General features: G+C 63.6%; 20 protein-coding genes. 2 read left to right on the forward strand and 18 right to left on the reverse strand.

Annotated features, from left to right (window positions below; genetic code table 11):
* Positions 1–23 precede the first annotated feature (23 nt).
* From OOZ51_RS13835 to OOZ51_RS13900, 14 genes are all read right to left on the reverse strand, one after another.
* Positions 24–1,145, reverse strand: coding sequence for a ring-opening amidohydrolase (locus tag OOZ51_RS13835; protein ID WP_265980259.1), 1,122 nt, complete (start codon positions 1,143–1,145; stop codon positions 24–26).
* Positions 1,135–2,544, reverse strand: coding sequence for an amidase (locus tag OOZ51_RS13840; RefSeq protein WP_265980260.1), 1,410 nt, complete (start codon positions 2,542–2,544; stop codon positions 1,135–1,137). Before OOZ51_RS13840 ends, OOZ51_RS13835 begins: the two co-directional genes overlap by 11 nt.
* Entirely contained in the window at positions 2,541–3,239 is a 699-nt protein-coding gene (locus OOZ51_RS13845; protein ID WP_265980262.1) for a GntR family transcriptional regulator, read from the reverse strand. The genes OOZ51_RS13840 and OOZ51_RS13845 overlap by 4 nt, the downstream gene beginning before the upstream one ends.
* A 25-nt stretch (positions 3,240–3,264) precedes the next feature.
* Positions 3,265–4,503 (reverse strand): CaiB/BaiF CoA transferase family protein, encoded by a 1,239-nt coding sequence (locus OOZ51_RS13850; protein ID WP_265980264.1) that lies wholly within the window; start codon positions 4,501–4,503, stop codon positions 3,265–3,267.
* Positions 4,490–5,371: an enoyl-CoA hydratase-related protein gene (locus OOZ51_RS13855; protein WP_265980266.1), complete on the reverse strand. Its 882-nt coding sequence runs from the start codon at positions 5,369–5,371 to the stop codon at positions 4,490–4,492. Before OOZ51_RS13855 ends, OOZ51_RS13850 begins: the two co-directional genes overlap by 14 nt.
* 5 nt (positions 5,372–5,376) lie before the next feature.
* Positions 5,377–6,351 carry an ABC transporter permease gene (locus OOZ51_RS13860; RefSeq protein ID WP_265980268.1) on the reverse strand — a complete coding sequence of 325 codons (975 nt, stop codon included), beginning with the start codon at positions 6,349–6,351 and terminating at the stop codon, positions 5,377–5,379.
* Entirely contained in the window at positions 6,348–7,883 is a 1,536-nt protein-coding gene (locus OOZ51_RS13865; RefSeq protein ID WP_265980270.1) for a sugar ABC transporter ATP-binding protein, read from the reverse strand. The genes OOZ51_RS13860 and OOZ51_RS13865 overlap by 4 nt, the downstream gene beginning before the upstream one ends.
* On the reverse strand, positions 7,883–9,055 hold the full coding sequence (locus tag OOZ51_RS13870; RefSeq protein WP_265980271.1) for a sugar ABC transporter substrate-binding protein: 1,173 nt from the start codon (positions 9,053–9,055) through the stop codon (positions 7,883–7,885). Before OOZ51_RS13870 ends, OOZ51_RS13865 begins: the two co-directional genes overlap by 1 nt.
* Positions 9,056–9,372: 317 nt before the next feature.
* Positions 9,373–11,487 (reverse strand): putative bifunctional diguanylate cyclase/phosphodiesterase, encoded by a 2,115-nt coding sequence (locus tag OOZ51_RS13875; RefSeq protein WP_265980272.1) that lies wholly within the window; start codon positions 11,485–11,487, stop codon positions 9,373–9,375.
* Positions 11,488–11,794: 307 nt separating this feature from the next.
* Positions 11,795–12,694 (reverse strand): diacylglycerol/lipid kinase family protein, encoded by a 900-nt coding sequence (locus OOZ51_RS13880; RefSeq protein WP_265980273.1) that lies wholly within the window; start codon positions 12,692–12,694, stop codon positions 11,795–11,797.
* A 424-nt stretch (positions 12,695–13,118) separates the two neighbouring features.
* Positions 13,119–14,510 (reverse strand): Nramp family divalent metal transporter, encoded by a 1,392-nt coding sequence (locus OOZ51_RS13885; RefSeq protein ID WP_265980274.1) that lies wholly within the window; start codon positions 14,508–14,510, stop codon positions 13,119–13,121.
* Between the two features lie 250 nt (positions 14,511–14,760).
* The gene (locus OOZ51_RS13890) at positions 14,761–15,897 is read right to left on the reverse strand and encodes an App1 family protein phosphatidate phosphatase (protein WP_265980275.1); all 1,137 of its coding nucleotides are present in this window, start codon (positions 15,895–15,897) and stop codon (positions 14,761–14,763) included.
* 57 nt (positions 15,898–15,954) lie between these two features.
* Positions 15,955–16,416 carry a GyrI-like domain-containing protein gene (locus tag OOZ51_RS13895; RefSeq protein WP_265980276.1) on the reverse strand — a complete coding sequence of 154 codons (462 nt, stop codon included), beginning with the start codon at positions 16,414–16,416 and terminating at the stop codon, positions 15,955–15,957.
* 162 nt (positions 16,417–16,578) lie between these two features.
* Positions 16,579–17,436: a patatin-like phospholipase family protein gene (locus tag OOZ51_RS13900; RefSeq protein ID WP_265980278.1), complete on the reverse strand. Its 858-nt coding sequence runs from the start codon at positions 17,434–17,436 to the stop codon at positions 16,579–16,581.
* A gap of 11 nt (positions 17,437–17,447) precedes the next feature.
* On the opposite strand from OOZ51_RS13900, the gene OOZ51_RS22525 reads away from it, so the two are divergent.
* Entirely contained in the window at positions 17,448–17,738 is a 291-nt protein-coding gene (locus OOZ51_RS22525) for a DUF5670 family protein (protein ID WP_416346383.1), read from the forward strand.
* Here the strand turns inward: OOZ51_RS22525 and OOZ51_RS13905 are convergent.
* The 4 genes from OOZ51_RS13905 to OOZ51_RS13920 all read right to left on the reverse strand — a co-directional run bounded on the left by OOZ51_RS13905 (position 17,706) and on the right by OOZ51_RS13920 (position 24,496).
* Positions 17,706–18,905, reverse strand: a complete 1,200-nt coding sequence (locus OOZ51_RS13905) for an alkaline phosphatase family protein (protein WP_265980279.1) — start codon at positions 18,903–18,905, stop codon at positions 17,706–17,708. The genes OOZ51_RS22525 and OOZ51_RS13905 overlap by 33 nt on opposite strands.
* A gap of 124 nt (positions 18,906–19,029) precedes the next feature.
* Positions 19,030–21,090 carry a phosphocholine-specific phospholipase C gene (locus OOZ51_RS13910; protein WP_265980280.1) on the reverse strand — a complete coding sequence of 687 codons (2,061 nt, stop codon included), beginning with the start codon at positions 21,088–21,090 and terminating at the stop codon, positions 19,030–19,032.
* Positions 21,091–21,330: 240 nt separating this feature from the next.
* Positions 21,331–21,990, reverse strand: a complete 660-nt coding sequence (locus tag OOZ51_RS13915; protein ID WP_265980281.1) for a dihydrofolate reductase family protein — start codon at positions 21,988–21,990, stop codon at positions 21,331–21,333.
* Positions 21,991–22,204: 214 nt separating this feature from the next.
* Complete coding sequence (locus tag OOZ51_RS13920) at positions 22,205–24,496, reverse strand: hypothetical protein (protein ID WP_265980283.1); 2,292 nt, start codon at positions 24,494–24,496, stop codon at positions 22,205–22,207.
* Positions 24,497–24,805: 309 nt separating this feature from the next.
* Here OOZ51_RS13920 and OOZ51_RS13925 point away from each other — a divergent pair, with 309 nt between their 5' ends.
* Positions 24,806–25,897, forward strand: a complete 1,092-nt coding sequence (locus OOZ51_RS13925; protein WP_265980285.1) for a hypothetical protein — start codon at positions 24,806–24,808, stop codon at positions 25,895–25,897.
* Positions 25,898–26,289 lie beyond the last annotated feature (392 nt).

Consider the following 26,289-nt stretch of genomic DNA (forward strand, 5'->3'; position numbering starts at 1 on the left):
GTGAATTTCCGTACCGATCCTCCTCAGACCCCCATCCTGACAATTACGGCAAGCGGGTTGCCATTGGGAGGGCCTTGATGTGAGTTCCGCTCGCCGCCGCTGACGAAGACAGCGGTGTGGCCTGTCAGGGACGCAAGGAGAAAGCCGCCCATTGCCTTTGCGACGTGGTATCCCACCTGGTCGTCGAGCATGGTGATGCGTCGGCCGTCCAGCTCGGCTGTTTCGGGCATGATCATCTTGGCCAAGGCGTAGACAACGGTTCTTGACGTCTCACCGACGTCGCATCCGCGTGCTATGCCGGCAGATTCGAGAGCGCCACCCACGGCGGAGGCGTCGATGATGGTCCGCATGGATCGGTGGCCGATGCGCAGTGGGCTGGAAGAGCCGGTTGAGTTGCCCAGCAACAGGACTTCGGCGTGGGTTTTCTCGCCCCCGGAGGAAGTCATGGCGACGTCCGAGTACACGGACCAATCCCTGCGGACCATCGAATCGTGTACTTGATCGTCCGTTGCCTCGCCCAAGGCGAGAGCCACGCCGAGCGCGGATCCGTCGTTGGAGTAGCAGATGGCCCCCTCAGGTCCGATAGAGACATCTCTGGTGACAGTTTCATGGCCACGGGAGTTCGCATCCGCGATCGACTCGGTGGTCAGAGACGGCGCCTTGACAAGGACGAGGTGGACATCGGACGGATCCGTCAGCCCGGCATCCTTCATGGCCGAGCTGACCGCGGACCGGACCTTGGAGATCTGGCCCATCCGCCCGACTTCCTCGGGGAGGATTTCCTCGGAGTGGGACAACCCGACGACGAGGCGCGGACTGCTGTTGCCGGGTTTCGGCGCGGGGTCGGCCGTCCGTGTGAAGAGGGCAACGTGGGGAGTGATCACCCCGGGACTGCCGCCGGAGAGCACGATGCAGACCCGGTCGGCGATCTCTGCCGGGCTGCATCCGGTCCGTTGAGCGAGAAGGGTCCGGATTGCAAGATCGGCTGTTTCCCGGCCGACGTCCCGGCCGAGGCCGGTCCCCTCGCTCTTGCCCACGACGGCGACAACGTCGGCGGGATCGATGGTTCCGGCGTCGAAGAGCTTGGCAATCTCCGAGACATCGGCGGGGGTTCGCATCTGGCATACATGCACGTCAGTTCGCATCCGGGATCCTGTTCCTCAGTGTTGTGGTGCGCCCCCATTCGGACGCCTTTTCCAGCGCCGCGCCAAGCGCGAGCGCGATATCTTCCCTGAAAGGGGGCGCGACGATCTGGACGGAGATGGGCGCTCCCGAGTGGGCCGTGGCGACGGGTACGGACAAGGACGGAAGGCCGAAGAGGCTGATGGCCCGGCTGGGGGCAAGCAAGGCGAAGTTTCCTACGTTGCCCCGCAGGTCCCGCGGGACGTCGACGCTCACCGGCAGAATGAGGGCCCGCTCCCCCGTGAGCCACTGACGAAGCTTGGCGATAATCTGGCTCCGGTGTTCCCACAGCGCGGCCCGTTCGGCCCGGCCGGGTTCCGTCCGGTTCCCCAGCATGGCACGAACGGGGGCACCAATGAGTCCTGGGCGCGCAGTATTGAGGGCGGCGATGGTGCTCATGGTGTCCGCGGCTCGGAGCAGGTCATAGACCTGAAGCCCATCGTTGACCGCCTCAGGCAGGCCCTCCTGGACACGCGTTCCGGATGACCTGAGTGCTTCGACTGCGAAAAGGATGGTTCCCACAACCTCGGGGTCCACCGGTATGTTCCCGATGTGGGTACCCCAGCGGACTTCGATGTCACGCGCGTCCACTTCGCGGTAGTCTCCCAGCGGTTCGTCGACGGCGATCGGGTCGATGCCGTCTGGACCGCTGATCACCGAAAGCACCATGTGAATGTCATCGATGCTCCGGCCCAGCGGGCCGATGACCTGGACGGCGTCCTGGAAGGACAATGCCTCCACGCCCAGCGGATCGGCGCCGGGAAGGGTTGGCTGCTCCCCCGATCTGGGCACCCGTCCCACGGTTGGACGCAGACCGACGAGACCAGCGCACTGCGCCGGCCAGCGGATCGAGCCGCCGTAGTCGCTGCCGAGGCCCACCAATGACATTCCGGCGGCAATCGCGGCGCCTTCACCGCCGCTGGATCCTCCCGGCGTCCACTCTCCGAGCGGATTGAACGTCCTACCGAACAACTCGTTTGTCGTGTCCACGCCTAGGGCAAACTCCGGACAGTTGGACTTGCCCATGAGGACGGCACCTGCCACACGCATTCTGGCCACGGCAGTTGCGTCGGTTCCAGCGCTCCAGCCCTCAAGAGTCTTGGATCCGCAGGTGGTCGGCAGGTCTGCCGTTGCGAGCATGTCCTTCACGGTGAACGGGATGCCCGCAAGCGGGCGGCCTGTCCCGTCCGGCGCGACAGCTTCTGCCAGGGCATCGGCGCCCCGGCTGCAGACCAGGGCATTGAGTGTGCCGTTGCGGTGTTCGATCTGGTCCACCGCGTACTTCACAAGGGCGCCATTTGCCAACTGTCCGGACCGCAGCTGCGCGGTGAGATCCCGCAGGGTCACCGGGGTTGTGGTCACCCTCCAGTGCCAATCAGATCATCGAGATTTTCAAGGAGAGACGCATTACCGTGATGGGCGATCTCATACAGGACAGCTTCCTTGTCGCCTGTCTCGATGCTTTCCAGCAGTTGGGCATGGCGGGGGTGCATGTCTTTGCGGTCACCAAACATTTGTTCACGGAACTTCAGGTTGTACCCCATGCAGAGTTCAAGCTGAAGGCGGAGTCCTTCGTAGGTGTCGATGAGCCGTTTGTGGCCCGGCAGGGAGACCAACGCCGCGTGGAAACGGCTATTGGCCTCGACCGCTGCTTCATCGTTCATTTCTTCGGCCGCGACGCGCATGTCTTCGAGGGCATCGCGCATGGGCTGAAGCCGGTTCGGGTCCAGGACCGGCATGCCCAATTCCACGGCCATCCGCTCCAGCGCGAAGCGAAGGGAATAGATCTCCCGGACGTCGTCGGCCGTGATGGGGATGACGATGAAGCCTCGCCGGGGAAGGCTCTGGACCAAGCCGTCCCGTTGAAGTATCCGCAAGGCCTCTCGCAGCGGCGGCCGGCTGACGCCGAACATCTCCGACAGCCGTTCCTCAACGAGCCGTTCCCCGGGCCGGAATTCGCCGGACACGATCAGGGCCCTCAACCGCTGGACGACGGCGTCGGCCATGGTCGGGACCAAGACTTTGCTCGTGCCGGGGGCCGTTGCTTCAGCACTCATGGTGTCTCCTGATCGTGTGTCGGCTTCATAGTCCGCCATTGCTGGCCCTGTCCGGGTCCGGGTGGACGTGGACCGGACCGGTGATGATGCCGGCATCAATAAGGCGGGTGATTTCCGACGTCGGGATGCCAAGTTCCGCCGCGATTTCCACCGTGTGTTCGCCCAGCATCGGTGCGGGGCGGCGCAGCCAGCCTTCTTCGCTGCCCTGGACCTTGACAGCCTGGCCAAGCACTTTCATGGTACCCAGTTCCGGGTGCTCAACGGTTTGCACCATGCCCAAAGCCGCGGTAATCGGGTGATTAAGGGCTTGCTCCAGGTCCAGCACACGCCCGCAAGGGATGCCGGCGTCGTTGATGAGCGGAATCCACGCTTCCGCGCCCCGCGTTGCCAGAGCATCCTCGATGAGACGGCGGAGTTCGACGCGGTTGGCCATGCGGCCAGCGTTGTCGGCGAATCTGGTGTCCTCGGCCAAACCATCCAGGTTCAGCACCGTGCAGAGGCGCCGCCACATCTTCTCGTTCCCCGATGCGAGGGTCACCGAGGCATCCCGGGTCTTGAACGTCCCCTGCGGGAACATGATCGGGTGATCGTTCCCGTCACGTCCCGGGATGATTCCGAGGCTGAGATACTTCTGGGCTTGATAGGACATCAGCGTCAACGTGGACTCCATCAGAGAGGATTCGACTACCGAGCCCGCGCCCGTCCGGTCGCGCTCGTGAAGGGCAGCCAGTACGCCCACAGCCGCGAAAACGCCCGTGGCCGAATCGCTGATGGCAATCCCGACGCGCAGCGGCCCGGTCTCCTGTGTCCCTGTCACACTCATGAGTCCCGACATCGCCTGTGCCGTCTGGTCGAATCCGGGAAGTGCGTCGCCTGGTGGCTTCGTGCCGAATCCGCTGATGTTGACGTAGATCAACCGTGGATTGCGGGCCCTGAGCACCTCGGCGCCCAACCCCATCTGTTCGGCCGTCCCCGGACGGAAGTTCTGCACGAAAACATCGGCGTCATCAATGAGCCCCAGCAGTAGGTTCCGGCCTTCAGCCTGCCGGAGGTCCACGGCAAACGAACGCTTATTGCGGTTCGACGCGAGGTAATACACGCTTTCATCACCGTGGAACGGGCCGGACTGGCGGGCCGGATCCCCTGTCGGGAGGGTCTCGATCTTAATGACGTCGGCCCCAAGGTCTGCAAGGAGCATCGTCAGCGTTGGGCCCGAAAGGTAGCGAGTAAGGTCAATTACTTTCAAACCGTCAAGCGCGGCCATGAGCGGGGATCCTTCCGTCAGTGAAATTTGGGGTCCGGCCGGTGAGAAATGCGTCGATTCCTTCGCGGAGATCGTTTCCCTCGTAGGCCTGGGCGTGCAGTTCCCGGATCAGTTCATGCCCATCCATGACCGCTGGGTCGGCGGCGAGCGCCGTTATTTGTTTGGTGGCCCTGACAGTGACCTCCGAGCTTTCGACAATGTTCCATGCCAGGCGGGCCGTTTCAGCACTGAGTTCCCCGGCCTCGACGACCCTTTGAACAAGACCCCAGGCCAAGGCCTGGTCCGCCGTGGCGAGGGCGCCGCTGTAGACAAGGTATTTGAGGTTGGCGGCCCCGATGAGGCCGACGACGGCGCGTGTCTCGGTGAGCCCCAACGTCACGCCGAGCCTGCCGATCGGAATGCCGAAACGCGAGCCGCTGCTGGCCAAGCGGATGTCGCAGGCAGTTGCAAGTTCGCATCCGCCGCCGACGGCCAAGCCATCGATCATAGCGATCACCGGGAAGGGCACTGACTGGATCGCATGCAGGGCGACGGCGATCGCAGCGTTGTACCGATCTGCCGCGGCGGTCCCAAGGCGCTTTGCCGGGAACTCCGAGATGTCGGCGCCCGCGCCAAAGGCTCGTCCCCCGGCACCCCTCACGATGACGACCCGCACAGCGGTGTCATCGCGTAGATCGGTGAAGACCGCGCCTAGGCGCTGCCAGCCAGCGAGGGTCAGGGCGTTGTGCTGGGCCGGGCGGGTGAGCGTGACCACGACGACGGCCTTGTTCCCCAGCGCCAGCGTCTGGACTGCGATCATGTCGTCCACGGTGTCCGCCGAAGGCTCTGCTTCGAGAACGGCGAGCAGATCCTTGGCTGCTTCGATCACGCGCATCATCCGTTGTCCAATGGAACCCGGCGTCGGGACAGCTGGGACAAGGCGACCGCTACAAGCAGGGCACCACCGTAGAAGAGCTGTTGGACGTAGGACTGGATGCCCATCAGCTGCAGACCGGTGATTCCAGTGACCAGGAAGTACACGGCGATGGCGGTCCCCCACGGATTGAACCTGCCGGGCATGATGCTCGTCGCTCCTAGGAACGCCGCCGCGAAAGCGGGAAGCAGGAGATTCGTGCCCGAGGTGGGATCAGCGCCGCCTGAGGTCCCGGCGTAGAGGACTCCCGCGACTGCCGCCAGGGTCGAGGACCCCATCAGCGCGCCAACCCGTACACGTCCGACTCGGACGCCGCTGAGCTTGGAGACATTCCGACCACGCCCGACGAAGAGCAGGCGGCGTCCTATGGAGGTGTATTCCATGATCCACCACAGCAAGGCGCACAAGCCGATCGCGTAAAAGAAAGCCAAGGAGATGCCGCCAAAGCGTTTTACGATGACCCAGTCCACCAGCGTGTGGGAGATTCCCGAAATGGTTGCGGAGTTGCTGACCCAGAGGGTAATTCCGCCGAGCAAAGTACCCATGCCGAGGGTGACGATCAGGGATTCAATCCCGAAGAAGACCATGATGATGCCGTTGAGGAAACCGACCAGCAGGCCCATCGCGAGGGCGGCCAGGATTGCAGCCCAGATGGGCCAGCCGTATTGGACGTTCAGGATGGCGATCATCATGGCCGACAGCGTGAGCACCGCACCGACCGAAAGATCGTAGTCGCCGGCGGTGAGGGGAACGATCAAGGCCAGTGTCAGGACCAAGAGGACGGCTTGGGAGCCGAACATCGTCTGGAACGTCGCCGGGGTCAGGAAGACGTGGGGGTTTGCGATGCCGAAACCTATGATCAGCAGTAGCCACGCACCGGGCAGTGCGATGCGCTGAACCAGGCTGAGCCGGCCCCCGCCTTTGAGAAGAGTCATGAGGCCTCCGCCGGTTGGGCTTCCTGGTCCACTGCGTACGACTGCTCCGAGATCTCTTCCTTGTTCACGTGGGTTCCGGTCAATTCCGCCACGATCCGTCCCTGTCTGAATACCAGGACTCGGTCGCAGATCAATGCCAGTTGTTCGTGGTCGCTGCTCGCGCATAGCACAGCCATCCCTTCTGCGGTCGCTGACCGCAATACGCTGAAGATTTCTTCGCGGGCGCCGACGTCGACGCCCTGTGTCGGCTCATGGACCATCAACAGTGACGGTCTGGTCTGCAGCCATTTGGCCATGAGAACCTTTTGCTGGTTGCCGCCGGACAGGCTTGAGCACGGCAGGGTCGGATCATTGGGCCGTACCTGGAAGGCGGAAAGGACCTTCCTGGCCTCCTCGCGCATGCGGGAGCGGCGAAGGAAGGGGCCCTTCTGGAATTGGTCCATGGTCTGCATGCTGACGTTGTCCAAGACCGAGAGCGAGAGAATCGCCCCGTCGCGAGGCCGGTCGGCTGGAACAAGAGCCATGCCTGACCGGAAAGCACTGGTCGGGTTTTGGCCCCGCAAACGCATGACCGATCCGTTCAGGGTCAGGGTCCCGGTCTCGGCTTTGGCCGCGCCGAACAGAATGTAGGGAAGATCCTCGAAGCCGGACCCCGACAAACCTGTCACTCCGAGGATTTCTCCCTCATGAACGGCGAAGGATGCCTCGGCGACGAGGCCACCCTTGAGCCCGTCGATGACCGCGACTGGCTTGGTGGCTGCGATTTGCGCCGCACTGCGGTGAGACACGGCCTCGAGCTCGTGGCCTACGATCAGCTTGACCAATTCCTCGCGGCTGGTCTGCTCCGTCGCGCCGTTGCCAACAACGCGACCGTCCCGGAATACGGTAAATCGGTTCGTAAGGCGTTTCACTTCTTCGAGGTCGTGGGAGACAAACAACACCCCCGCCCCGCCTGCGGCGACGTTGCGGGTCAGATCGAAGAGCATCTCCGTGTCGTCCTGCGGCAGGAACACCGTGGGTTCATCAAGGACCAGAAGACCGTTGCGGGGCGCACCGGAGACGGCCCGGACAATTGCCAGCAGCGCCCGTTCGACAGGCCGAAGCGTGCTGACCGCGGCGGACGGATCCAGCTCGACCTTGTACTTCCTGAACAGCTCATTGGCGGTCCGGCGCCAGGACCTCCAGCGGATGCCCGCGGAGTTTCCAGTAGAGATCTCATCGAGAAACAGATTCTCGAGAACGCTCAGACTGGAGATGAGACCTAGATCCTGGTGGACAAACCTCATCCCCAGCGCCTTGTAGTCTCCGGGGGCAAGCGGAAGCCTGACTTCGCTTCCGTTCACCATCAAACGGCCACCGGCATCCGGTTCGTGGAAACCGGCGAGCACCTTGATGAGGGTGGACTTCCCGGAGCCGTTCTGGCCCAGCAGCCCGTGGATCTCGCCGGCGTTGACAGTGAGGTCAACCCCCTGGAGCGCCTTGACTCCGCCGAAGGTCTTGGCGAGATTACTGATCTGCAGAACGGCTGACATTACTTCACGCCCCAGAGGGTCTTGTATCCGTCCTGGAACTTCGCCGGATCCCCGTAGCCATCCTTCTGGTTCGCGGGTGTTCCCGTCTCATTGACGTTGCCTGCGTCGAAGAGCCGCAACGGAGTTTTTTCACTGGCAATCGGGGCCGTTCCGGTGAGGACGCGAAGGACCTGGTCCATGTTGGCCCATCCCAGCCACTCGAGGGGTTCGCCGATCTCGGCTGCGACCAGGTTCTTCGCCTGGATCATGCTCATTACCGAAGCTGTTCCGTTGTAGGCAACAATTTTGACGCTATCTGTCTTACCCGCCTGGGTGATGCCAGTGCCAAGCAACGGAGTCATTCCGTCGAACACCGGGACAACGTAGTTGATCGACGGATCGCTGAGCAGGGCAGCCTGGACCTGGGTGGGAACGTCGGTCGCCCAGTTCGAAATCGGGATGTTCACGACCTTGGCTTTGCAACTGTCGGGGCAACGGGCTTTCAATTCATCGCTGAACGCGGACGCTATACCCGCGCTGGGCTGGACTTCATTGGAGGCCACAAAGTAGGCATTCACATGACCACCGGACTGCGCGATCGCATAGTCGGCCATCAGCGTCCCCGCGCGGTAGTGGTGGGCGTCCACGAAAGCCGTCACATCAGGAAGATCCTTCTTTGCAGAACCGATGTAAGACTCGTCGTAGAGGTGAGTGCTGATGACGGGAATCCCTGCCGCCTTAGCCGCAGCAATCTGCGGTCCGAGCAGCTTCGGGTCAGGTGAGCCCTCCAGCACGATCGCATCGACCTTTTGGGCGACGGCGCTGTCCATTCCCTGGATCCATTGCGACACCTGTCCCTGGTTGGTGAACTGAACCACCTTCACTCCGGCAGCCTTGCCCGCGTCTCCCATCGCTGCGTCAACAATCTGGTTGAACGGAACAGTGCTGTTCAAGCTGATGTTGGCCACGACTTTCCCCTTGGCCTTGGAAGCATCGAAAGCCGGACCCGGCGCGGAAAACGACGGTGCCGCCTTCGCCTGGTCGATGACGGCCTTCACCGCGGTGGTATCGATGGCAGGGTTCTGCGTACCGGACGTGGTCGTACTGGCGCCCTCGGAACAGCCTGCAAGTGCCACGAGCGTCATGGTGGCCAGGGAAAGTGTTAGTGCCCTGAATCGGGTGGTGCGGGTCATCGCAGTTCCTTCAGTGTGTGTTCGGGCAGCGGGGCGGCCAGCCATGCTGCGTGATATGCATCACCCTACTCCGTCTTTTGACTACTGTATACAATTTTCTGAGACCTTTTCGCGCCCCGATACACCTGCAAAGGCTTCAGCGCGCGAACGGCCCACCCACGGCCCCGCCACAGGAGCCGCACAGCACCGTGTCACCGGCGCGGCGGGAGCCAGCGCATGGACTCCGCGAGGTCTTGGCAAGAATTGCGCCAGTGCCTGTTTCAACCGGAGGGGACCATTCGATACCTGCGTCGCCCGTTACTCGGACGTCCCGGGGATCAGGTCGGTATCCCTCCCATGCCTTCGACCGGTTCGTCGGCCGGGCAAAGCTCCTCACGGCTGACGGTCGTGCCCGGCGAGTACGAGGCCCGCCAGGCATCGAATGCTGCCGCCGGCGCAGGGCGACAGAAATAGTACCCCTGGGCAACGTCGCAGTCGAACGTCATCAGATGCGAGAGTATCTCGCTGGTCTCGACGCCCTCGGCGAGGACGGTCAGTCCGAGGCTATGACCCAGGTCGATGACGCTGCGCGCAATCAGGGCGTCGCTGGGCTGCGTTGTCATGTTTATGATGAACGATTTGTCGATCTTGATCTCGGTGACGGGCAGGTTCTTGAGTTGGCCCAGACTGGTATACCCCGCGCCGAAGTCGTCAATGGAGAGCCTGACGCCCATCAAGGCGAGGGTTTCGAGTAGCCGCCGGGCTCGTGCAGGTTCGGCCATTAGTGCGCTCTCGGTGATCTCGAGCTCGAGCAGTTCGGCCGGTACCCTGTGTAATGCGAGCAGATCGGCAACGTGCCGGGGCAGGCTGTCATCGAGCAGGCTGCGGGCGGACAGATTGACCGATAAAGGCAAAGGACGCCCGTCGTCTATCCAGGCCCGGGCCTGTGCAAGGGCGGAGTCCAGCACGTGGCTGGTCAGTGGTCCAATCAAGCCAGTGTGTTCGGCGAGCGGAACAAAGCCGTCCGGGAAGATGAGTCCCCTCTCGGGGTGTTGCCACCGGACCAAGGCTTCGGCCCCGATGATTTCCCCATCGCCGAGGCTGATCTTGGGCTGGTAGTCAAGTACGAGCTGGTTCGCGGTCAGGGCCCGACGCAGATCTCCGAGCAGGGCCAACCTGGCCGGGCTGTGCCCGTCCGCGCCCGGGTCGTAGGCGAATACGCCGAGGTTCTGGGCCTTGGCGACATACATCGCGACGTCTGCCCGCTGCAGCAGCGTCGTCGGGTCGGTCCCGTGCTCGCCGGAGAGCACCACCCCGACGCTGGCTTCGACGTCAAGGGCAACGCCGTCGATCAGGAACGGCGCCTCTAATGCGTCCCGCAACTTGGCGCCGACGTCCGTGGCCGCCAGGACATCAGTGACGTCCGGGAGCAGGACGGCGAACTCGTCCCCGCCGAGTCGGGCGATCGTGTCCCCTCCGGTCAGCACCGAGCGCAGCCGTGCGCCGACCTGTTTCAGCAACTCGTCGCCGTAGTGGTGGCCGAAAGTGTCGTTGATCTCCTTGAATCTGTCCATATCGATCAGCAAGAGCCCCGCGGTCGTGCCGGTGTGCTGGGCCTCAGAGAGCGCCCACCTGCAACGTTCGAAGAGCAGCGTGCGGTTCGGCAGCCCAGTCAGCGCATCGTGTAGTGAGCGGTGCAACGCCCGGCGCCGTTCGGCGTCAAGGAGCCGGCGATGGCCCCGCGTGACCGAGGCCGTCGCCAAGGCCAGCAGCAGCCCCAGCAGGAAAACCCACGGGGTCAGCCAGCCCTGAAGCTCCTCCAGATGCCGGAGCTGAGTCAGTTGGGACAACGAAGTCTCATGGTGGCTACCGTCCGCCGAGTGCACCGCCTCCGCGATGGCAACGAACTTGGGGTCGACCTCTTTGGAGTCGATTTCCAGGGCAAGCAGGGTATCCCGTCTATCGACGGCGTCGAACAGGCGGCTGATCGACGAGCGATAGTCCTGATGCGCCGCGTTTACCCGCGATGCCCGCTCGCGGTCACCCTGGTCCCCGTTCCGGGCCACGAGATCGAGCGCATTCATCAGATCAGCGGAGGCTGCGTCGTATTCGGCCCGCACGCCCGGACCGGGCTCAAGGCGGTACTTTCGCTCGAGTGATTCCTCCGCCGCGACTGCACGATCGGCCTGATCATAATAATCAGACAGCTTGCTTGCAAGATCAGCCGAACGGGCCGCCGAGGATGTGGATTGGGAGGACCAGACGGCAAAGAGAGCGACGCCGAGCAGCACCAGCACCAGCACCAAGGAGGCCACCCGGCTGCGCCTAGCAGTGCGGACATCGGCGTTGGACTGCACCGCGAGGAATTCGGGGTCGTTTTCAGCCGACTGCGTCGCCGCCGGTTCAGGGCGGCTCCGGTCCGCTGGCTTGGGCGTAGCTATCTTGTCAATCATTTGGTCCCCCCAGTGAGCCGCACGCCGCGGTTCAAACGTGGGCGTGGACTTAACCAATGTTGAAGTCCCGTCAGCCTAAGGCATACGTGACGAACCGGCGGCTGAACCGGGGTCAGATCCAGCCGATCACACTGGCTGTTTTACTGCCCGACGGCGAGGTCTCCATTGACGCGGAGCGGTTCGAAGCGGACGGGCGCGCCGCGCTCGCCTCATCGAATGTTTGCAGCTATCAGGTGAGGTCCTCCGTCAGGAACGCACGGCTATGGGATCCCTGAGCCGCGGGCAATGGGTTTCCTGGGCGGGGTTTTTATCCCAGGGTGGAGAGGGCCGCCGGGGCGCACTCGATCCTGACCAGCATGTTCGCGTCAACGGATTTCACTTCACCATCGATCTGATAGGCCAGGGGTTTGAGGGTGGTGAACGAGTAACTGCTCACACTGGGCTGGTCCCCCAGTCCCTTCGTAGCGGCCCGCAGCGCCGTCAAGAGGACCCGCCACTTTGGCACGTGGGCAAAGGCGATCACTTCGAATTTTCCGTCTGAGAGCTTCTCGTCCGCGTCGCTGAGTGTGGCGTACTTCGCCATCTCTGGAATGTTGGCGAGCACGAGGCTGTCCAAGGTGCGGTGCCCGCCGTCGGCCTGGCGTATTTCGAAAGGCTCAAACTTCGAGAAGCTCCGCATCACCGAGACCATTTCCTTCAGGGCCCCCTTGCCGCCCTTTTCCAGGTCCATAGCGACCACCGGCGTCAGCCCAAACCCGACGTAGGAGTGCGCGTACTCCGCCGGGGAGTGCGCTTCCTCGCCCGTGTGAACACGCAGCAAATCGATGCTCCGCACCCTGCCCCCGGCGATCGCTTCCCCCAGCGGCTGGGTGCCGGTGCTTCGCCGGTGATCATTGGCATTTCCCGCCCCCAGCACCGCACACACGGCTCTGGGATTGCCGCCTTGCATCACTCCGTTGACAACCTCGTTGTAGCCACCGTCACCGCTGACAGAGACCACCAGCACGTCCCCGCCACCGCGGACAGCATCCCGTGCCAGCTCGACGGCATGACCGGCGTGACCGGTCGGCTGGAGCCTGATGTCCACCGCGTAGCTGAGGATATCCTCCAGTTCGCCGTGGAGACGCTCAGCCAGCTTCCGTGCATCCCCCGTGCTGTTGGGATTGAAAATGATGACGATTGATTCAAAGGTTCTTGCAGAAGTCATTGCCGCTCCAGATATCTACTCGTGATGCCCGAAAATCCCACGTCCCGGCCGCGTGGCCACCGGACCATCGAAAACCCAATTTGCATTTGCGCCCCAGGCCGAAGGGCCGGGAAACCGTAAAGTCAGCTCTTCAGCCCTCGCATGGACCTCAAGGAGTATGCATAGGCGAGACCAGACCGCATCGAGTTCCGAAGCCGACGCGTCACGCGTCTCGTCCAGGAGCGCAAACATACGGCGCTGGTCGTGATGATCGTCGAGGATCACATCAGTTATGTCCACAGCCTGTTCCTTTCGGCACCGTTCAGATAATCCCTGGCTACATGCCAGGAATGCTCGAGAATTCTGCGGACGGGGTGGTCCCGGACCTTCGACGACTGCCGCGTCCCGTGCCTGTCAGCGCCCCATAACCGCACCTCGGCCCCAGCTATGTCCCTGTCACCGTGGTCCAGATGCCGACAGCACCCGCGACAACCATGATCGCGGTCGTGGACCAACCGAGTGTGGCCGCGAGTTTTCCGTTGCGGTATTTGCCCATGAGCTCTTTGTCCCGGGAGATGAGCATGGTGACAATGAGGAACGGCGCGGCGGCAATCCCGTTGATGACAGCGCTCAGGACCAGCAATCCAATGGGGTCGGAGTCGAAGAGGCTGATGATGACGCCGCCGATGGTTCCCACACCAAGCAGCACATAGAACGTGCGTGCCTGACTGGGACGCCGATCAAAACCCCAGTTCTTGCCGAGCAGGCCAGCCAGGCCGGCAGAGCCTGAGGCTGCCAGGACAGGAACCGCGAGGATCCCGGAGCCGACGAAACCGGCTGCGAAGAGGAACTTGGCAGCGGGACCCGCGATGGGTTCCAGGGCCTTGGCCGCGTCCGCGGCGGTCTTGATGTCCGTGCCGTTCTTTCCCAGGGTCGCAGCGGTGGCCGCGATGATGGCGAACATGACCAGGACGGAGAAGAACATGCCGATGAACACGTCCGCGCGGGCGTTGCGGAGCTTGCGGTGGGCGGCGGCAGCGGAGCTGTCTTCCAGCCCGACGGCGTTGTCCCCTCCGAGGTCATCTTCCCTCAGCTCCTCGACCCGGTGCGCGCTTTGCCAGAAAAACAGGTACGGGGAGATGGTGGTGCCGAGGACCGCGACGATGAGGCCCAGGTAGTCCCAGCTAAACCGGAACTGCAGGCCCAGCAGACCCGCCATAACGTCGGCCCAGTCCACCTTGGCCACGAACAGCACCGCCACATAGGCCAGCAGGGCCAGGCAGAGCCACTTGAAGATCTTCGCAATGACCGCGAAACCGCCGGCGACCAGGACGAGGGCGATGCCGATTCCGGCGATCGCGCTCCACAGCTGAGCCGGGCCCGCGCCGAACAGTTCCATGCCCTGGCCGACTGCCATCAGGTCCGCCGCCGCGTTGAGGGTATTGGCTCCCAACAGGGCCACAACGAGGATTGCGATGACCACCCGCGGTTTGCGCGAGAATTTCCGACGAGCCAGCCTGCCTAGGCTATCCCCGGTGGCCAAGGCTGTGCGGTCGCAGATCTCCTGGACGGCCATCATCATCGGCAAAGTCACCGGCGCGGTCCAGAGCATCCCGTTGGAGAAGGTAGCGCCGACCTGGGCGTAGGTCGCGATTCCTGACGGATCATCATCGGCTGCGCCCGTGACCAAGCCCGGACCGAGCAAACCGAGGAACCGCCGGACCGGCGAGCGCTTCGCGCCCGAAGGAGCCTTGTCCCCGCCGGAAGAATCGTCTGGCTTGCTGTTGCTCGGTGGGGTCTCGCGGGATTCAGGTTCAGTGGAATCCACAGCACTCATTTTGTTCTCCTGCTCTTCGCTTACGTTAATTGCTAAGCATGCTGATTATCCCCAATCACTCATCAGCTTAAGGCAAAACACCTTCGGTGTTTACGGAAGCAGTCTCGATCGCCAGTCTCCTCTTCGCCGGAGACCGATGGTGCCGCCATAATCCATTGGTCACCATGGCCTTCGCTCTGCGCCACGACTTCCCATGGAGGCGGTATTCCGTTCACGCAAAGCAGGATCAGTCCCTTCCGGCAACCGCTCCTCAGTCAGATTCCTCCGGCACGTCTGCGGACCGGACGCTGCTCCGGATGATGCCCAACTGCTCAAGCTGGGCCGACATCCCTGCGCCGTCAGGAGAGTAGATCCAGGGGATCCCGGGGGTGGGCTGACCTCCGGACTTCGACCGCCCGCCCGCGAGCACCGCTTCGCCGGCGGAGAGCTGACGGATTGCTATGGCCTTGACGTTCCTCGGATGGCGTTGGGCGAACTCTGCGTAGATGGCCTCGTCGTGCTGTCCGTCGTCGCCAATCAGCAGCCACTTGACTCCGGGCAACTCCTCCGCGAGACGCTCCAGAGAGGTCCTTTTGTGCTCCTGGCCGCTACGGAACCAGCGGTCCGGGGTGGGTCCCCAGTCGGTGAGGAGCTTTGGACCCGCGGGATACAAATTGCGGGACAGGAACCGCGACAGCGTCGGTGCGACGTTCCAGGGTCCGGTCGACAGGTAAACCACGGGCGCCGAAGGCACCGTCCTAACGATCCGCTCGTACAGCACAGCCATGCCCGGCGTCGGGGTCCTCGCGTGCTCATCGAGTACGAAAGTGTTCCAGGCGGCTAGGAATGGACGGGGCAGCGCCGTCACCATCACGGTGTCGTCGATGTCGGAGACGACACCGAAGGCTGTGTCGTCAGCGAGGATCTGCACTGGAGCCTCCACGATCCTGGAGATCCCGGATTGCACGGTGATTGTATGCCAGCCGGCGTCGAGGGCTACAGGGATCCGCGCGTCGACCACGCCTCCGCGGTCGGCTTCGAGATCATGGACGGTGCCTGCGATGGTCACGTGCACGCGGGCGTGTGCCACGGGCGCACTCGTGAAATTGCGCCAGCCGCGCATGCCGTCCTTCAGCGGTTTGAGTGCACTTGCCTGAGCACCGCTTCCGGTGTCCCGCGGCTCACTGCGGACAACGCGGGCCAACACCCGGACCCAGGAAGTTGTGCCGTAACCGGTGTACGGGATGACGGTCTCAACTCGACCGCGCCGGATCGCGAGACGCGTCTGGAACCTGAGCCAGGCGTCGTCGAGCCTGAGGGCGAGGTGGCGGCCCTCGCCGCTCGGCGCCGGGCCGCCGCTGTCAACACTGTCGGACTGAGGGCACGGCTTCACAGGATGAGGACACATGCGTCCAGTCTGGCATGGCTGAAGATGGCTGACGGTGAGGCTCGGTCTCACTGTCATTTACTTCAGCAGGTGCACGACCGTCGTTTCGGTGTGGGCCGGATCGGGTGTCGGATCTCCGTAGATCTCCCAGGAGTGCCCGGCAGACTCCCTACGATTCGTCGCCATCCACTCGTCGATCGCGTTGTATGCCTCGTTCATGCGGTGGTACGGTCCGTGGTGGACTGCCACGGCAGCCTCGCCCCCGGGCGTTTCGGTCGCGTATACCTCGCCCGCCGTTTCAAAGGCGCGTGTGACTTCGACGCCGAAGTCGCACAGAATGGGCGCGTCGGGGTTGTTCGAGTGGTGGTAGACGAAGATGTTGTGGCCGTCCGTCCACAGACCCGGCTGACTGCGAATGAACTCCCAGACCTTGCCCACCGCAGGACCCCATGCTGAGCCAACTTCATTCGGAGGGACCTCGCGCCGGACGGCGGCCAGGGTGCGGGGGCGAACAGTCTGTATTTTGACGGGGACCGTCATACGGAGATTTTACATCGCACCTCGCAAGTCAAGCGACCCGTACAAAGACTCCAGCCGCGCGGCAGGAGTCTTAGGTGGAGCTTTCCAGCTTCGTCCGGCCAGACCCCGGGCCGGGATCGCCCGCCGCCATGGCCAACGAACCCCTCCCCCGGCGCCTGGGCTTCAGCTCCAGAAGGTGTCGACCTCCGCTGCGAGGCGGCGGCCCTGATCTCGGCCGGCTTGAGCTGCGGGAGTACGCGACTCGGGATCCAGCGGATTGGCACCCATTGCCTTCAGCGACGCAGCGTCCGCATTGATCATACGGACGCGGGCAGGATCCAGGGCACGCAACTGCTCGTCTGAAACCGCGACGCCGAAAGATGACTCCGCCGGCGATGGAACGAGGATGAGGACTTGCGCCGCTCCTGCAGCAAGGTCCGCATTGGCCAATGACCTCGCGCCGCCATCCATGTAAAGGCGCCCCTCGATTTCAACCGGTGGCCAGACTGCGGGAACAGCGCAACTCGCCGCCACGACATCCACCAGATTCGTGCCCGACGTGTTGTCGAACACTCGGAGCTCGCCGGTGCTCGTGTCGATGGCAGGAATGAGCAGGGGCCAATCCGACCACTCGTGCGTCGTCAATCGCGCTTCGATGACGGCGCGACGCACGGCCGCCGGTGGAGTGTCCGCCTCCCGGGCCAGCGTGCCCAACCGTTGCCGCGCCTGCTCGGGCGACGCCGCGTCCTTTGTCGCCTCCGTCACCATGCCGCCCAACTGCGCCAAGTCGATCACGGCGATCCGCTCTGCGGTCATCGCCGCGACCTGCCGGTCGAAAAGCTGTTGGAGGTTGTTTCCGGTAGCGATCTGGGCGGCGACCGTTGATCCTGCAGACGTCCCGACCAAAGTCGTCGAGTGGGTCAGGAGGCGCCGCACCAGGCCGGGCGCTTCGTCCTGGAGGCCGAGGAGGAAGCCGGTCTCCCAGGCGATTCCCGCCACACCGCCGCCGGCGAGTACCAGGGCGCCCTTCGTTGAAATCATGTCTTCTCCTCATGCCTGCACTCGCCCGGCGCATTGAAGTGAGCATAACTCAATGGAGCATCGCCCGGGCCGTCATTCTCGCTGTTCTCTGGCTCCTCGGCTTGCTCGGCAGCACCGGCGGCGGGTTCATTCACCTTCAAGCCCTAGCTGCTTCATTGGCACATGCGGAGAGTCCTAGCTCCTCAAGAACACGCACCGACGGCCCGCCCGCACGTGGCGTGCAGGCGAGCCGTCTTTGTCTGAACCCTCTGAGCGAATCCAAGCCCGAGTCAGGGGCGGAAGAGTTCCTCGAAGGTGCCTGATGTGGTCGGCGAGCAGGTGTTGGCCAGGCAGCCGAGGTGCCACAGGTGCTCGATGGTGGAGAGCAGGGTGTAGTGGTCCGAAAGCTGGCTGGTTGTCTTGTGCGGGCCGTCGGAGGAGTTGATCACGATCATGGGGGCGTGCCCGCCGCCGAGGACCGCGCCGTTCTGCCCGACCGGGCTGCCCGGGCCGCCGGTGGATCCGGAGTAGTCGTTCTCGTCCCAGGCCAGGACGATGCTGGACTTGGTCGTCTTCCACGTTGGGGAGTCCATGATCTGCTGGACGGTCTGCTTGAGGTAGGCGTCGCCGAGCTGGATCGCTCCGTGGTCCAGGCCTGAGTCAGGGTACCCACACTGGGGCAGGCCGATCAGGGCCGCACCGGAGGGGGAAATTCCGTGCATGTCGTGGCACTGGTTCGGGCTGATCCAGACGAAGTTCGGCACGGATCCGCTGGCGAGGTCGGCCTTGAGGTTGTTCTCCATTGGCACGATGTTCTGTAGGCGCGGGCTGCCCGGGTAGTTGATATCCGAGAAGTACATGAAGGGGTTGTGCTTCTGCGCATACAGCTTGACCGTGGTGGATCCGATCGTGGGCGCGTACTCGACCTGCGAGCCGGTGCTCGGGAGGTTCTCCATGTACGCCTTCCAGCTCAGGCCCTTGTTCTCGAGCTGGTCAACAATCGTCTTGCCGGAGAACATATGCGGAGTCGCCGAGGCGCTGGCGACCTGGGCAGGGGTCAGGAGGCCGGTGGCTCCCGTGTCGCTGGAGCCGGGGACAAACTCCTCCGGGGCGCACTTGACATCCGCGCCGGCTTTGCAGTCATCCCAGATCCCCTGGGTGCTTCCCGAGATGGTTGCGAGGTAGTTGGGCAGGCTCGGGTGGGTCACGCCGTGGTAATCCGCCGCGGTGTTGTACCGCTGGGCAAGGGTATTGATGTACGGCGCGTCGGCGATGTTGCCGATGACTTGGTCGTAGCCGTGGTTCTCCATCATGATGACGAAAACGTGGTCAGGGCCGTTCTCGCCCTGCCCGTTGGCCTGGGCGACAGTGCCCGACGTCGTTTGGGCGTCGGCGGGTGCGGCCGCGCCAGCGGCTGCCGATCCAGTGAGCGCGATGGCGGCAGCAAGTGCAGCTGCGCCTGCCGCCCGGTTTTTCAGCATGCTGAGCATTGAATAATCCTTTCGGTTCGCGCCCCGGACGGGGCACCTGTCTCTCGGGTACAGCAGCAAGGTAAGGCCCAGTTGCAGGCGAAGTACGAAAGCACTCCGGCCGTCGCTCCCGCGCCCGGTCCCGTTATCGGCCCAGTTGGGGGTCGCTCGTGAGCTGACGGCCGTTTTCGAGCCGGCCCGCCAGGGCGCGGACGAGCTTGGCGTTGGCAGCGGAGGTGATTGTCAGGTCGTACCAGCCGCCCTGGGTGGGGATGACGACGGTCTTGCCCTGGCCAGGGTTGAGCGAGAGCGTCTGGGTACCGGCGCCGTACGCGTCCGTCAGGGTGAGGACTTCGCCCATGGAGCCGGTGTTCTCGATCCGGAACTGCGCGTGCGGTGATTTGCCGTCCGCGGCGACAGTAACGCGGAGGTCCGCGGCCGCCGTCGTGCCCGCCAAGCGGCGGTACCAGCCGGCCGGGCCGTGCATGTGCACATCGTATTCGGCACCGAGCGCCCACGCCGCGTCCAGTGAGGCTGTTGCCCCGATGGTGTACGAGTAGGGAGCCTGCGGCAGCGAATTGGAACGGACCTGCACGTGCGCGCCCAGGGTGCCCCGGTTCGCCCAGCGGGCGGTGAGTTTACCTGCGTCGATCTTCGTTTCGACGTCGAGGGCGTAGCCGAGCGGCCGGGACGGACGCGTGCCCTTCTCCTGGGCGGGCATCGAGTTCGTCGCCGGGGGCGTCGGGACATAGCTCGGGTGGCGGTTATGGTCAGTTGGCTTGTAGGCCGAGGTGTCGGGCATGGCCGGCGCAGCGCCGCCGGCCACTGCGAAGTCGAAGGCGCTGGTGAGGTCGCCGCTGACAGCGCGGCGCCACGGCGTGATGTTCGGCGAGGCGACGCCGAATCGGGCTTCGAGGAACCGGATGATCGAGGTATGGTCGAAAGTCTCCGAGCAGACCCAGCCACCCATGCTCCATGGCGAGGCCACGATCATCGGCACGCGGACGCCAAGGCCGAAATGTCCCGGAACGTCCTTGCTGCCGTAGAACGTCGGGGTTCCGTCGTACCACTCGCCGGCGGTCGAGACCGTGGACGCTCCCGGGATCGCCGGGGTGTTGGGGTGCGGCGGAACGATGTGGTCGAAGAAACCGTCGTTCTCGTCGTACATGAACAGCACTGCCGTCTTGCTCCACACCCCCGGGTTGGAGGTAAGGATGTCCAGGACGTTCGCCGCGTACCAGGCGCCGAAGTTCGGCGGCCAGTTCGAGTGCTCCGTGTAGGCCTCGGGCGCCACGATATAGGACACCTGGGGAAGCTTGCCACCCGCAACGTCCTCGCGGAGGACCCGGAAGAGGTCATCGCCGGCCTTCGCGTTCGTTCCGGTGCGCGCCTTCTCATACAAGGGAGTGCCCGGCTTCGCGTCCTGGTACTGCTTGAAATACAGGAGCGAGTTGTCGCCGTAGTTGCCGATATACGGGTCGCCAGTCCAGCCCTCATAGTGCGCCGGGTCGAGGCCCTCGCCGACGTCCTGGTAGACCTTCCAGCTCACCCCGGCCTTCTCAAGCTCCTCGGGGTACGTGCTCCACCAGTACCCGTTCTCATCGTTCCACAGGTCAGGACCCCCGCCTTTGCGGTCCGGGTCGTCCCCGCCGGCGAACATGAAGTACCGGTTCGGGTCCGTCGGCCCAAGGACCGAGCAGTGGTACTGATCGCAGACCGTGAACGCGTCGGCAAGGGCGAAGTGGAAAGGGATGTCCTGGCGTCCGTAAAACGCCATCGTCGCGTCGGTCTTCTCCGGCAGCCACTTATCGTACTTGCCGTTGTTAAAGGCTTCATGGGTGAGCTTCCACGAGTGGTCAAGGTCCTCCATGAACTGCATGCCGAGGTTCGGCGCCGTCGGGTGGAAAGGAGTAACCTCGCGTGCGGCGTTGGCCTGGTGGAACGCGTCCTTGCCGGACGGCAAAACCGCGGGGTGCGGGTCGGAGAACCCTCGCACACCCTTGAGCGTGCCGAAGTAATGGTCGAACGCCCGGTTCTCCTGCATGAAGATCACCACATGCTCAACGTCCTTGATCGAGCCGGTGGCCCGGTTGGCGGGGATCTCCGCCGCCCTGGCGATGCTCTCCCCCAGCATCTGCGAGATCGCGGTGCCGGCGGCGCCCGCGGCCGAAAGTTGAAGAAAACGTCGGCGGTCCAAACCTGCCATGAGCTGCTCCTAGTGCGTTGTGGTCCGGTGATCCCCGATGGACTCTTCCAGCGCCAAGTTACTGCCCGGTATAGGTGTGGTGAACTTTGAGCGACATGCTTAACCGGGACAGCGGACCACCGCCGCAACATCCGGGTACCCCTCACGGTTCTGCTTCGTGACGCCGAGAGGGTCAACAGCCACGCGCGGTCAAAGCGCTACGTGCCCAAAATCCGCGGGGGCGATTGCTCCCACGTCGGCCTACCGGGCCGTGCGACGAGTGAAGACCAGGTGGAGAACTCCGGCTGGAGAAGGGGTCGCTTCGATTTCAAAGCGTTGTTCGAGTCCTTCGAGTCCATCCCACAGCCGTTCGCCCCGGCCCAGGACGATCGGCACGAGGACGATGTGCATGTGGTCGATCAGATCGGCCTCCAGGAACTGCCGAACCGTGCTGACGCCGCCACCGATCCGGACGTCGAGATCGCCGGCCAGGGCGCGAGCTTGCTTTAGCGCGGAGACGGGATCGGCATCAACGAAATGGAAGGTTGTTCCGCCTTCCATCTCGAGTACCGGCCGAGCATGGTGTGTCAGAACAACGACAGGGGTGTGGAAGACAGGGTTATCGCCCCACCATCCCTTCCATTCCTCGTCCTCCCAGGGACCGCGTTGAGGGCCGAACTTGTTGCGCCCCATGATCTCCACGCCGATCCCGGGCCCCCAAGTGCTGGCGAATGCCTCGTCGACGCCGTGGGAACCCTCCGGCTCCCCGGGGATGCCCATCTCGCGGAAGGTGCGCGTCCCGAAAGCCCACTCCATTAGCCGCGAGCCTGCGTGACCGAACGGAGCGTCGAGTTGCTGACCCTCGCCGGTGCCGAAGCCGTCGAGGGAGACCGAGAAGTTATGCACGCGGACGAGGGACATGTCATCTCCTGAAGTGGTTGTCAGTCGCATCACTCTATGGTGATCGAACCCAACGACTCAAGACCGACGGTTGGAGAATCAAACCGCCTGAGCGATCTCGCGTCGGCCGTGCGCGTCGCGCTGGCCCAGTCATGGGGAACCTCACGTCATAACGCAACACAGACGTGGCGGGTTTGCCGGCACTAACGGCCACCAGGTTCAGGCCATGTCGGAACTACCCGGAATCACCCGCCCGGCGGCCCCTTGCGGCCACCAGCACTCCACCGCCAGCCGCCACCAGGACCAAGATCCCGCCGAACACGTAGGGAATCCAGCTGATGTCATCCGACACCTTGGAGATATCCGCCGATACGGCGGAAGGTTCAATCTTCGGAGCGACCAAAGGCGTTGGATTGGCCCGAACCGTGGCCGTGTTTTGTTCGGAACCCTTCTGGGCATCGATCGGAGCCACGGAGGCGGAAACAGCTTCCGGCCGAGGCATAGGGTCCTGGCTGGTGAACGCCAGCACGTGCGGGGCTACCGCCGCTATCGGTTCAACCGGTGCTTGCGGAGCCTGCGTCAAAGGCTCCGGGGAAACAGCAGGATCAACCGGAGTGACCGCAACAGCTGGTACAACGGTGAACGCGGCCTGGAGGACGTCGCCGTTGGTATCCTCCAGCGTCATAGCGTACGTTCCCGGGGTGTTCACCCGATAGGCAACTTCACCATAGTGCATACCGAATGTGCCGTCGATTTCGGCCATGGTGGTGAAGGTTCCGACGCCGGGAATCGTCATCCATACGAGCCCATTGGGATCGAAGCCGCTACCGGTGACTTTTACATAGCCGCCGGCAGTTATTACCGGTGTTACCGAAATGATGGGCGAGATCCGGTCCACCACCGAGATGGCGAGGCTTGATACCCGCTTGCCATCCTGGGAGCGGGCCGTGACGGTGTGGCTACCGATCGGAGAGTTCCGGAGCACCCTGATCCCGTAGAAGAACATGCCGTCGGGATTCACCGTTACGGTGTTGACGGTGATTCCGTCCATGTCGAGGGTGACCTTCTCGCCCGGCTTGAATCTGTTGCCCGTGACGGCGAAGGTCTCTCCCTGTTGCACCTGTGAGTCTGCAGAGAGGACAGGGTGGAAGATATGTTCCGTCACCGTGGCTGCACCGGTGAGCACAGTTGATCCAGCGGTCACCTTGACGGCGTGATCCCCAGCAGTGGTGTCGTAGTCCGTCGCCATGCTGACATTGAACTTGCCCTTGGAGTCGGTGTGGGTATCCATCTCTCCCACGCCGTCGATGGCAACCATCACTTTCGCATTGGGGCGGAATCCGTCGCCGCCGAGCACTACGGGCGCACCCTGCTCCACCGGAGCGACGGCGCCTAGTTCGGCATTCGGGTGGACGTTGTCGATGATGGTCACCAATGTGCTGGCGGTGGTGCTGTAATCGCCGGTAGCAGTGATGGTCATCTTGGTGCCGACAGGGAGATCACTGTTGCTTGGTACCGTGAAGGAGGCGGTTATGTCACCATTCGCATCCGAGGTCATCTGGAAACCGGGACCGAAGGTGAAGGCGGGCCACGGTGTCAGATCGAACGTCACCGTGGAGTTCGGCACGAAGCCGGTGCCGTGGACGATGATCTTGTCCTGCTCCGCGACTGCCGAGACTTCGGGGTTCACTGCCGGCGTGTACGCCTCTGCAGTGGCGGCGACCGTCTTAGTGGTGATTCCATCGGTGATCGTGATGGTAACCGTTCTCACCGTCTGAGGAGTCACAAATACGCTGAAGGTGCCATCAAGCCCGGTATTCACGCCTTGGGCCTGGTTAGATCCACTTTGCGTCACCGTGACCGGACCCTTGGTCCAGCCGGTACCGGAGACGAGGAAGTGCTGGCCCACCTTGACTGCTGGTGTGGCCGTCGCAGTAGGAGCGTAGGTGTATACCTTGAGCAACTCGAAGGTGGTGGATACAGCCGTCGACGTGGTTCCCGTCGCGGTCAGGGTGTAGAACCCCGATGCAGCATCGGTTGCGTTGATCGTGAAGGCGACCGTGCCTGCCAAGGTCGCCTGTAAGGTCGCCGGAATCGAGAGACCGTCACTCCGGTTCAGTGTCAGCGTCAAGGTCTCATTCGGTTCAAAGCCGAAACCGCTGACGGTTACCGTGCGGTCCGAGATCGTTGAGCTCAGAGAATGCAGCGCGGCAGCCTTCACGGGGGCAACCGCTGCAGTCAAAGGTGCGGGCTTTGTGGGCGCCGGAGTAGCCAGTGCCGGAGCGGAAGGGGGAGGGGCAGGAGCAGTCTGGGGCCTGACGGCTATACCAGGCTTGGGTGCAACCGAGGGCTGGGGAGCGGGGGTAAGGGCCGTCGTGGTGGCGGCCTTGGTGCTAGGGGCGCTGGCGGTTGTTCCCTGAGTCGGTGCAGGAATAGGTGTCTCCGCAGCCAACGCCGCTGGAGCGGCAATCATCCCGGGGATGAGAAGTGCAGCACCTGTCGCGACTCCCAGTGCGGCATTACGCACGCCGTTCTTCTGTTTCACCGAAGAACTGACGGCACCGGCAACTATTCTTTTCAACTTTCCCCCAATATCCGTGGAGCCCTGAAGAAAACACCGTCCAAGGACAGTTCCCAAAAGGGCACCAAACCGATTCCTTGAGAATGGTATCTGAGCCTAGACCTTCAGTGAGGATGACAACGCCAGCTATTCGACATCTCGGACTACAGCTCGATATCCGCCGGTTGTGCTCGGACGGCAAAGTAAGGACGGACCCTTCGCCAGCCAAGGGGATTCCCTCTCGCCGCGGAAAGCCGCGAGACTTACTGTGGAGCTATGGACGCCCCAGTAGCTCACGCCTTTGCGAATCCGCCGGTATCGGTTCACCGCCCCACCACTGCCGTTGAGGAAGTCATCACCCTCGCAGCCGGCGTCTGGCTCCTCACCGGAACCTATGTTGACGGCTGGGCGCACAACAACCTCCGCGACCTCGAGACGTTCTTCACTCCCTGGCACGCGATCCTCTACTCGGGCTTCGCGGCCTGCGCCCTCTGGATCACCGCCCTGACCTGGCGCCGGCACGCCCCCGGCTCGCGATGGACGGAAGCGATCCCCGCCGGCTATGGGGCCGCGGCAGCCGGGGTCGTCCTCTTCCTCATCTCCGGGGCGGCCGACTTCGCCTGGCATTCGGTGTTCGGCATTGAACAGGGCCTCAAGGCACTATTCAGCCCGTCCCATCTGGGGCTCGCCACCGGCGGCTTCCTCATCCTCAGCGCGCCGTTCTCCGCAGCATGGCACTCACCCCAGCGGTCATGGCCACGGCTGATGCCCGCCGTCGTGAGCGCCATGCTCTCCGGCATGGTCGCGGCGTTCATCCTGCAGGAGTTCGCGGTCTTCGCGCGCCACGGGCTCATCCAGACATACACCGGCGCTGCCGGGGCGCAGCCCGCGGTGACGATGCCGACGTCGTCGTCCATCATGGTCTCTTTGGCATCCTTCTTCGTCTCAACGGCCGTGCTCTTCGTGCCCGTCCTCTTGCTGTCGCTGCGCTGGCGCCTGCACGCCGCGGTGCCCGCGGCCATGGCACTACTCCCCTCCGTAGCCCTGCAGATCATGGTCGCGCTGCGGGACGCCTGGCTCGTGCCGGCGGCCCTCGTCGGTGCCGTCCTCGTCGGAGTGGTGTGGGCGGTGGTGCGACCCAGGCCGGACCGTCACGCCAGGCTCATGACCGCGATAGGCCTCTCCCCCGTTGTGTTCTGGGCCCCGTACTTCGCTGGCGTGGCGCTCCACGACGGCGCACTCAGCTTCTCCCCTGAAATTTGGGGCGGGACGCTCGCATGGACCGGACTCGAAATGCTCGCGCTGGCTTTGCTCACGCTCAAGGTGCGAGCCACAGCAGCCACCATTTCAGTTTCACCAGCCCGCTGAGTTGTCAGCCGCGCCGATCATAGACCGGCAACTTCACCTCCTCCGCCAAACGCCAAACGCAGCTCAGAGGAACCCGCACCTTTCATTAAAGGCTTTCCACTAGCACATTGCGGTGTCCAAGCCATGAGGCTCAGGAAGGAAGCACCCTTCTCCGCTTCAGGACATTCGGCTTGGCTTCGGTCGTCGCCTGTTCGAGGCGCATCCTGGCTTTCTGTTCTGTGCAAGAAAGATCTGATCGGCGCCGTCCTGCTGCTCGAAGAACTCCGCAGCCAGTCTCTATCACTGGTTCGTGGCCCTGCGAGATTTCCGCCGAACAACCCTAATATGTGGTTGGTTCCGTCAAGGGGCGGGGAGAAGCGGTCCCGGGGGTTGCTTTCTTGGTGTTGGCCGTG

Source organism: Arthrobacter rhizophilus (genome assembly GCF_026241105.1).
GTDB lineage: Bacteria > Actinomycetota > Actinomycetes > Actinomycetales > Micrococcaceae > Arthrobacter.

Coding starts and splice junctions, on each gene's coding strand:
- OOZ51_RS13865 (WP_265980270.1), bottom strand. CDS start 7,883: ATGTCAGCCGTTCTGCAGATCAGTAATCTCGCCAAGACCTTCGGCGGA.
- OOZ51_RS13925 (WP_265980285.1), top strand. CDS start 24,806: ATGGACGCCCCAGTAGCTCACGCCTTTGCGAATCCGCCGGTATCGGTT.
- OOZ51_RS13890 (WP_265980275.1), bottom strand. CDS start 15,897: ATGTGTCCTCATCCTGTGAAGCCGTGCCCTCAGTCCGACAGTGTTGAC.
- OOZ51_RS13885 (WP_265980274.1), bottom strand. CDS start 14,510: ATGAGTGCTGTGGATTCCACTGAACCTGAATCCCGCGAGACCCCACCG.
- OOZ51_RS13845 (WP_265980262.1), bottom strand. CDS start 3,239: ATGAGTGCTGAAGCAACGGCCCCCGGCACGAGCAAAGTCTTGGTCCCG.
- OOZ51_RS13905 (WP_265980279.1), bottom strand. CDS start 18,905: ATGCTCAGCATGCTGAAAAACCGGGCGGCAGGCGCAGCTGCACTTGCT.
- OOZ51_RS13915 (WP_265980281.1), bottom strand. CDS start 21,990: ATGTCCCTCGTCCGCGTGCATAACTTCTCGGTCTCCCTCGACGGCTTC.
- OOZ51_RS13875 (WP_265980272.1), bottom strand. CDS start 11,487: ATGATTGACAAGATAGCTACGCCCAAGCCAGCGGACCGGAGCCGCCCT.
- OOZ51_RS13835 (WP_265980259.1), bottom strand. CDS start 1,145: ATGCGAACTGACGTGCATGTATGCCAGATGCGAACCCCCGCCGATGTC.
- OOZ51_RS13900 (WP_265980278.1), bottom strand. CDS start 17,436: ATGATTTCAACGAAGGGCGCCCTGGTACTCGCCGGCGGCGGTGTGGCG.
- OOZ51_RS13880 (WP_265980273.1), bottom strand. CDS start 12,694: ATGACTTCTGCAAGAACCTTTGAATCAATCGTCATCATTTTCAATCCC.
- OOZ51_RS13895 (WP_265980276.1), bottom strand. CDS start 16,416: ATGACGGTCCCCGTCAAAATACAGACTGTTCGCCCCCGCACCCTGGCC.
- OOZ51_RS13850 (WP_265980264.1), bottom strand. CDS start 4,503: ATGGCCGCGCTTGACGGTTTGAAAGTAATTGACCTTACTCGCTACCTT.
- OOZ51_RS13870 (WP_265980271.1), bottom strand. CDS start 9,055: ATGACCCGCACCACCCGATTCAGGGCACTAACACTTTCCCTGGCCACC.
- OOZ51_RS13910 (WP_265980280.1), bottom strand. CDS start 21,090: ATGGCAGGTTTGGACCGCCGACGTTTTCTTCAACTTTCGGCCGCGGGC.
- OOZ51_RS13860 (WP_265980268.1), bottom strand. CDS start 6,351: ATGACTCTTCTCAAAGGCGGGGGCCGGCTCAGCCTGGTTCAGCGCATC.
- OOZ51_RS22525 (WP_416346383.1), top strand. CDS start 17,448: ATGCCTGCACTCGCCCGGCGCATTGAAGTGAGCATAACTCAATGGAGC.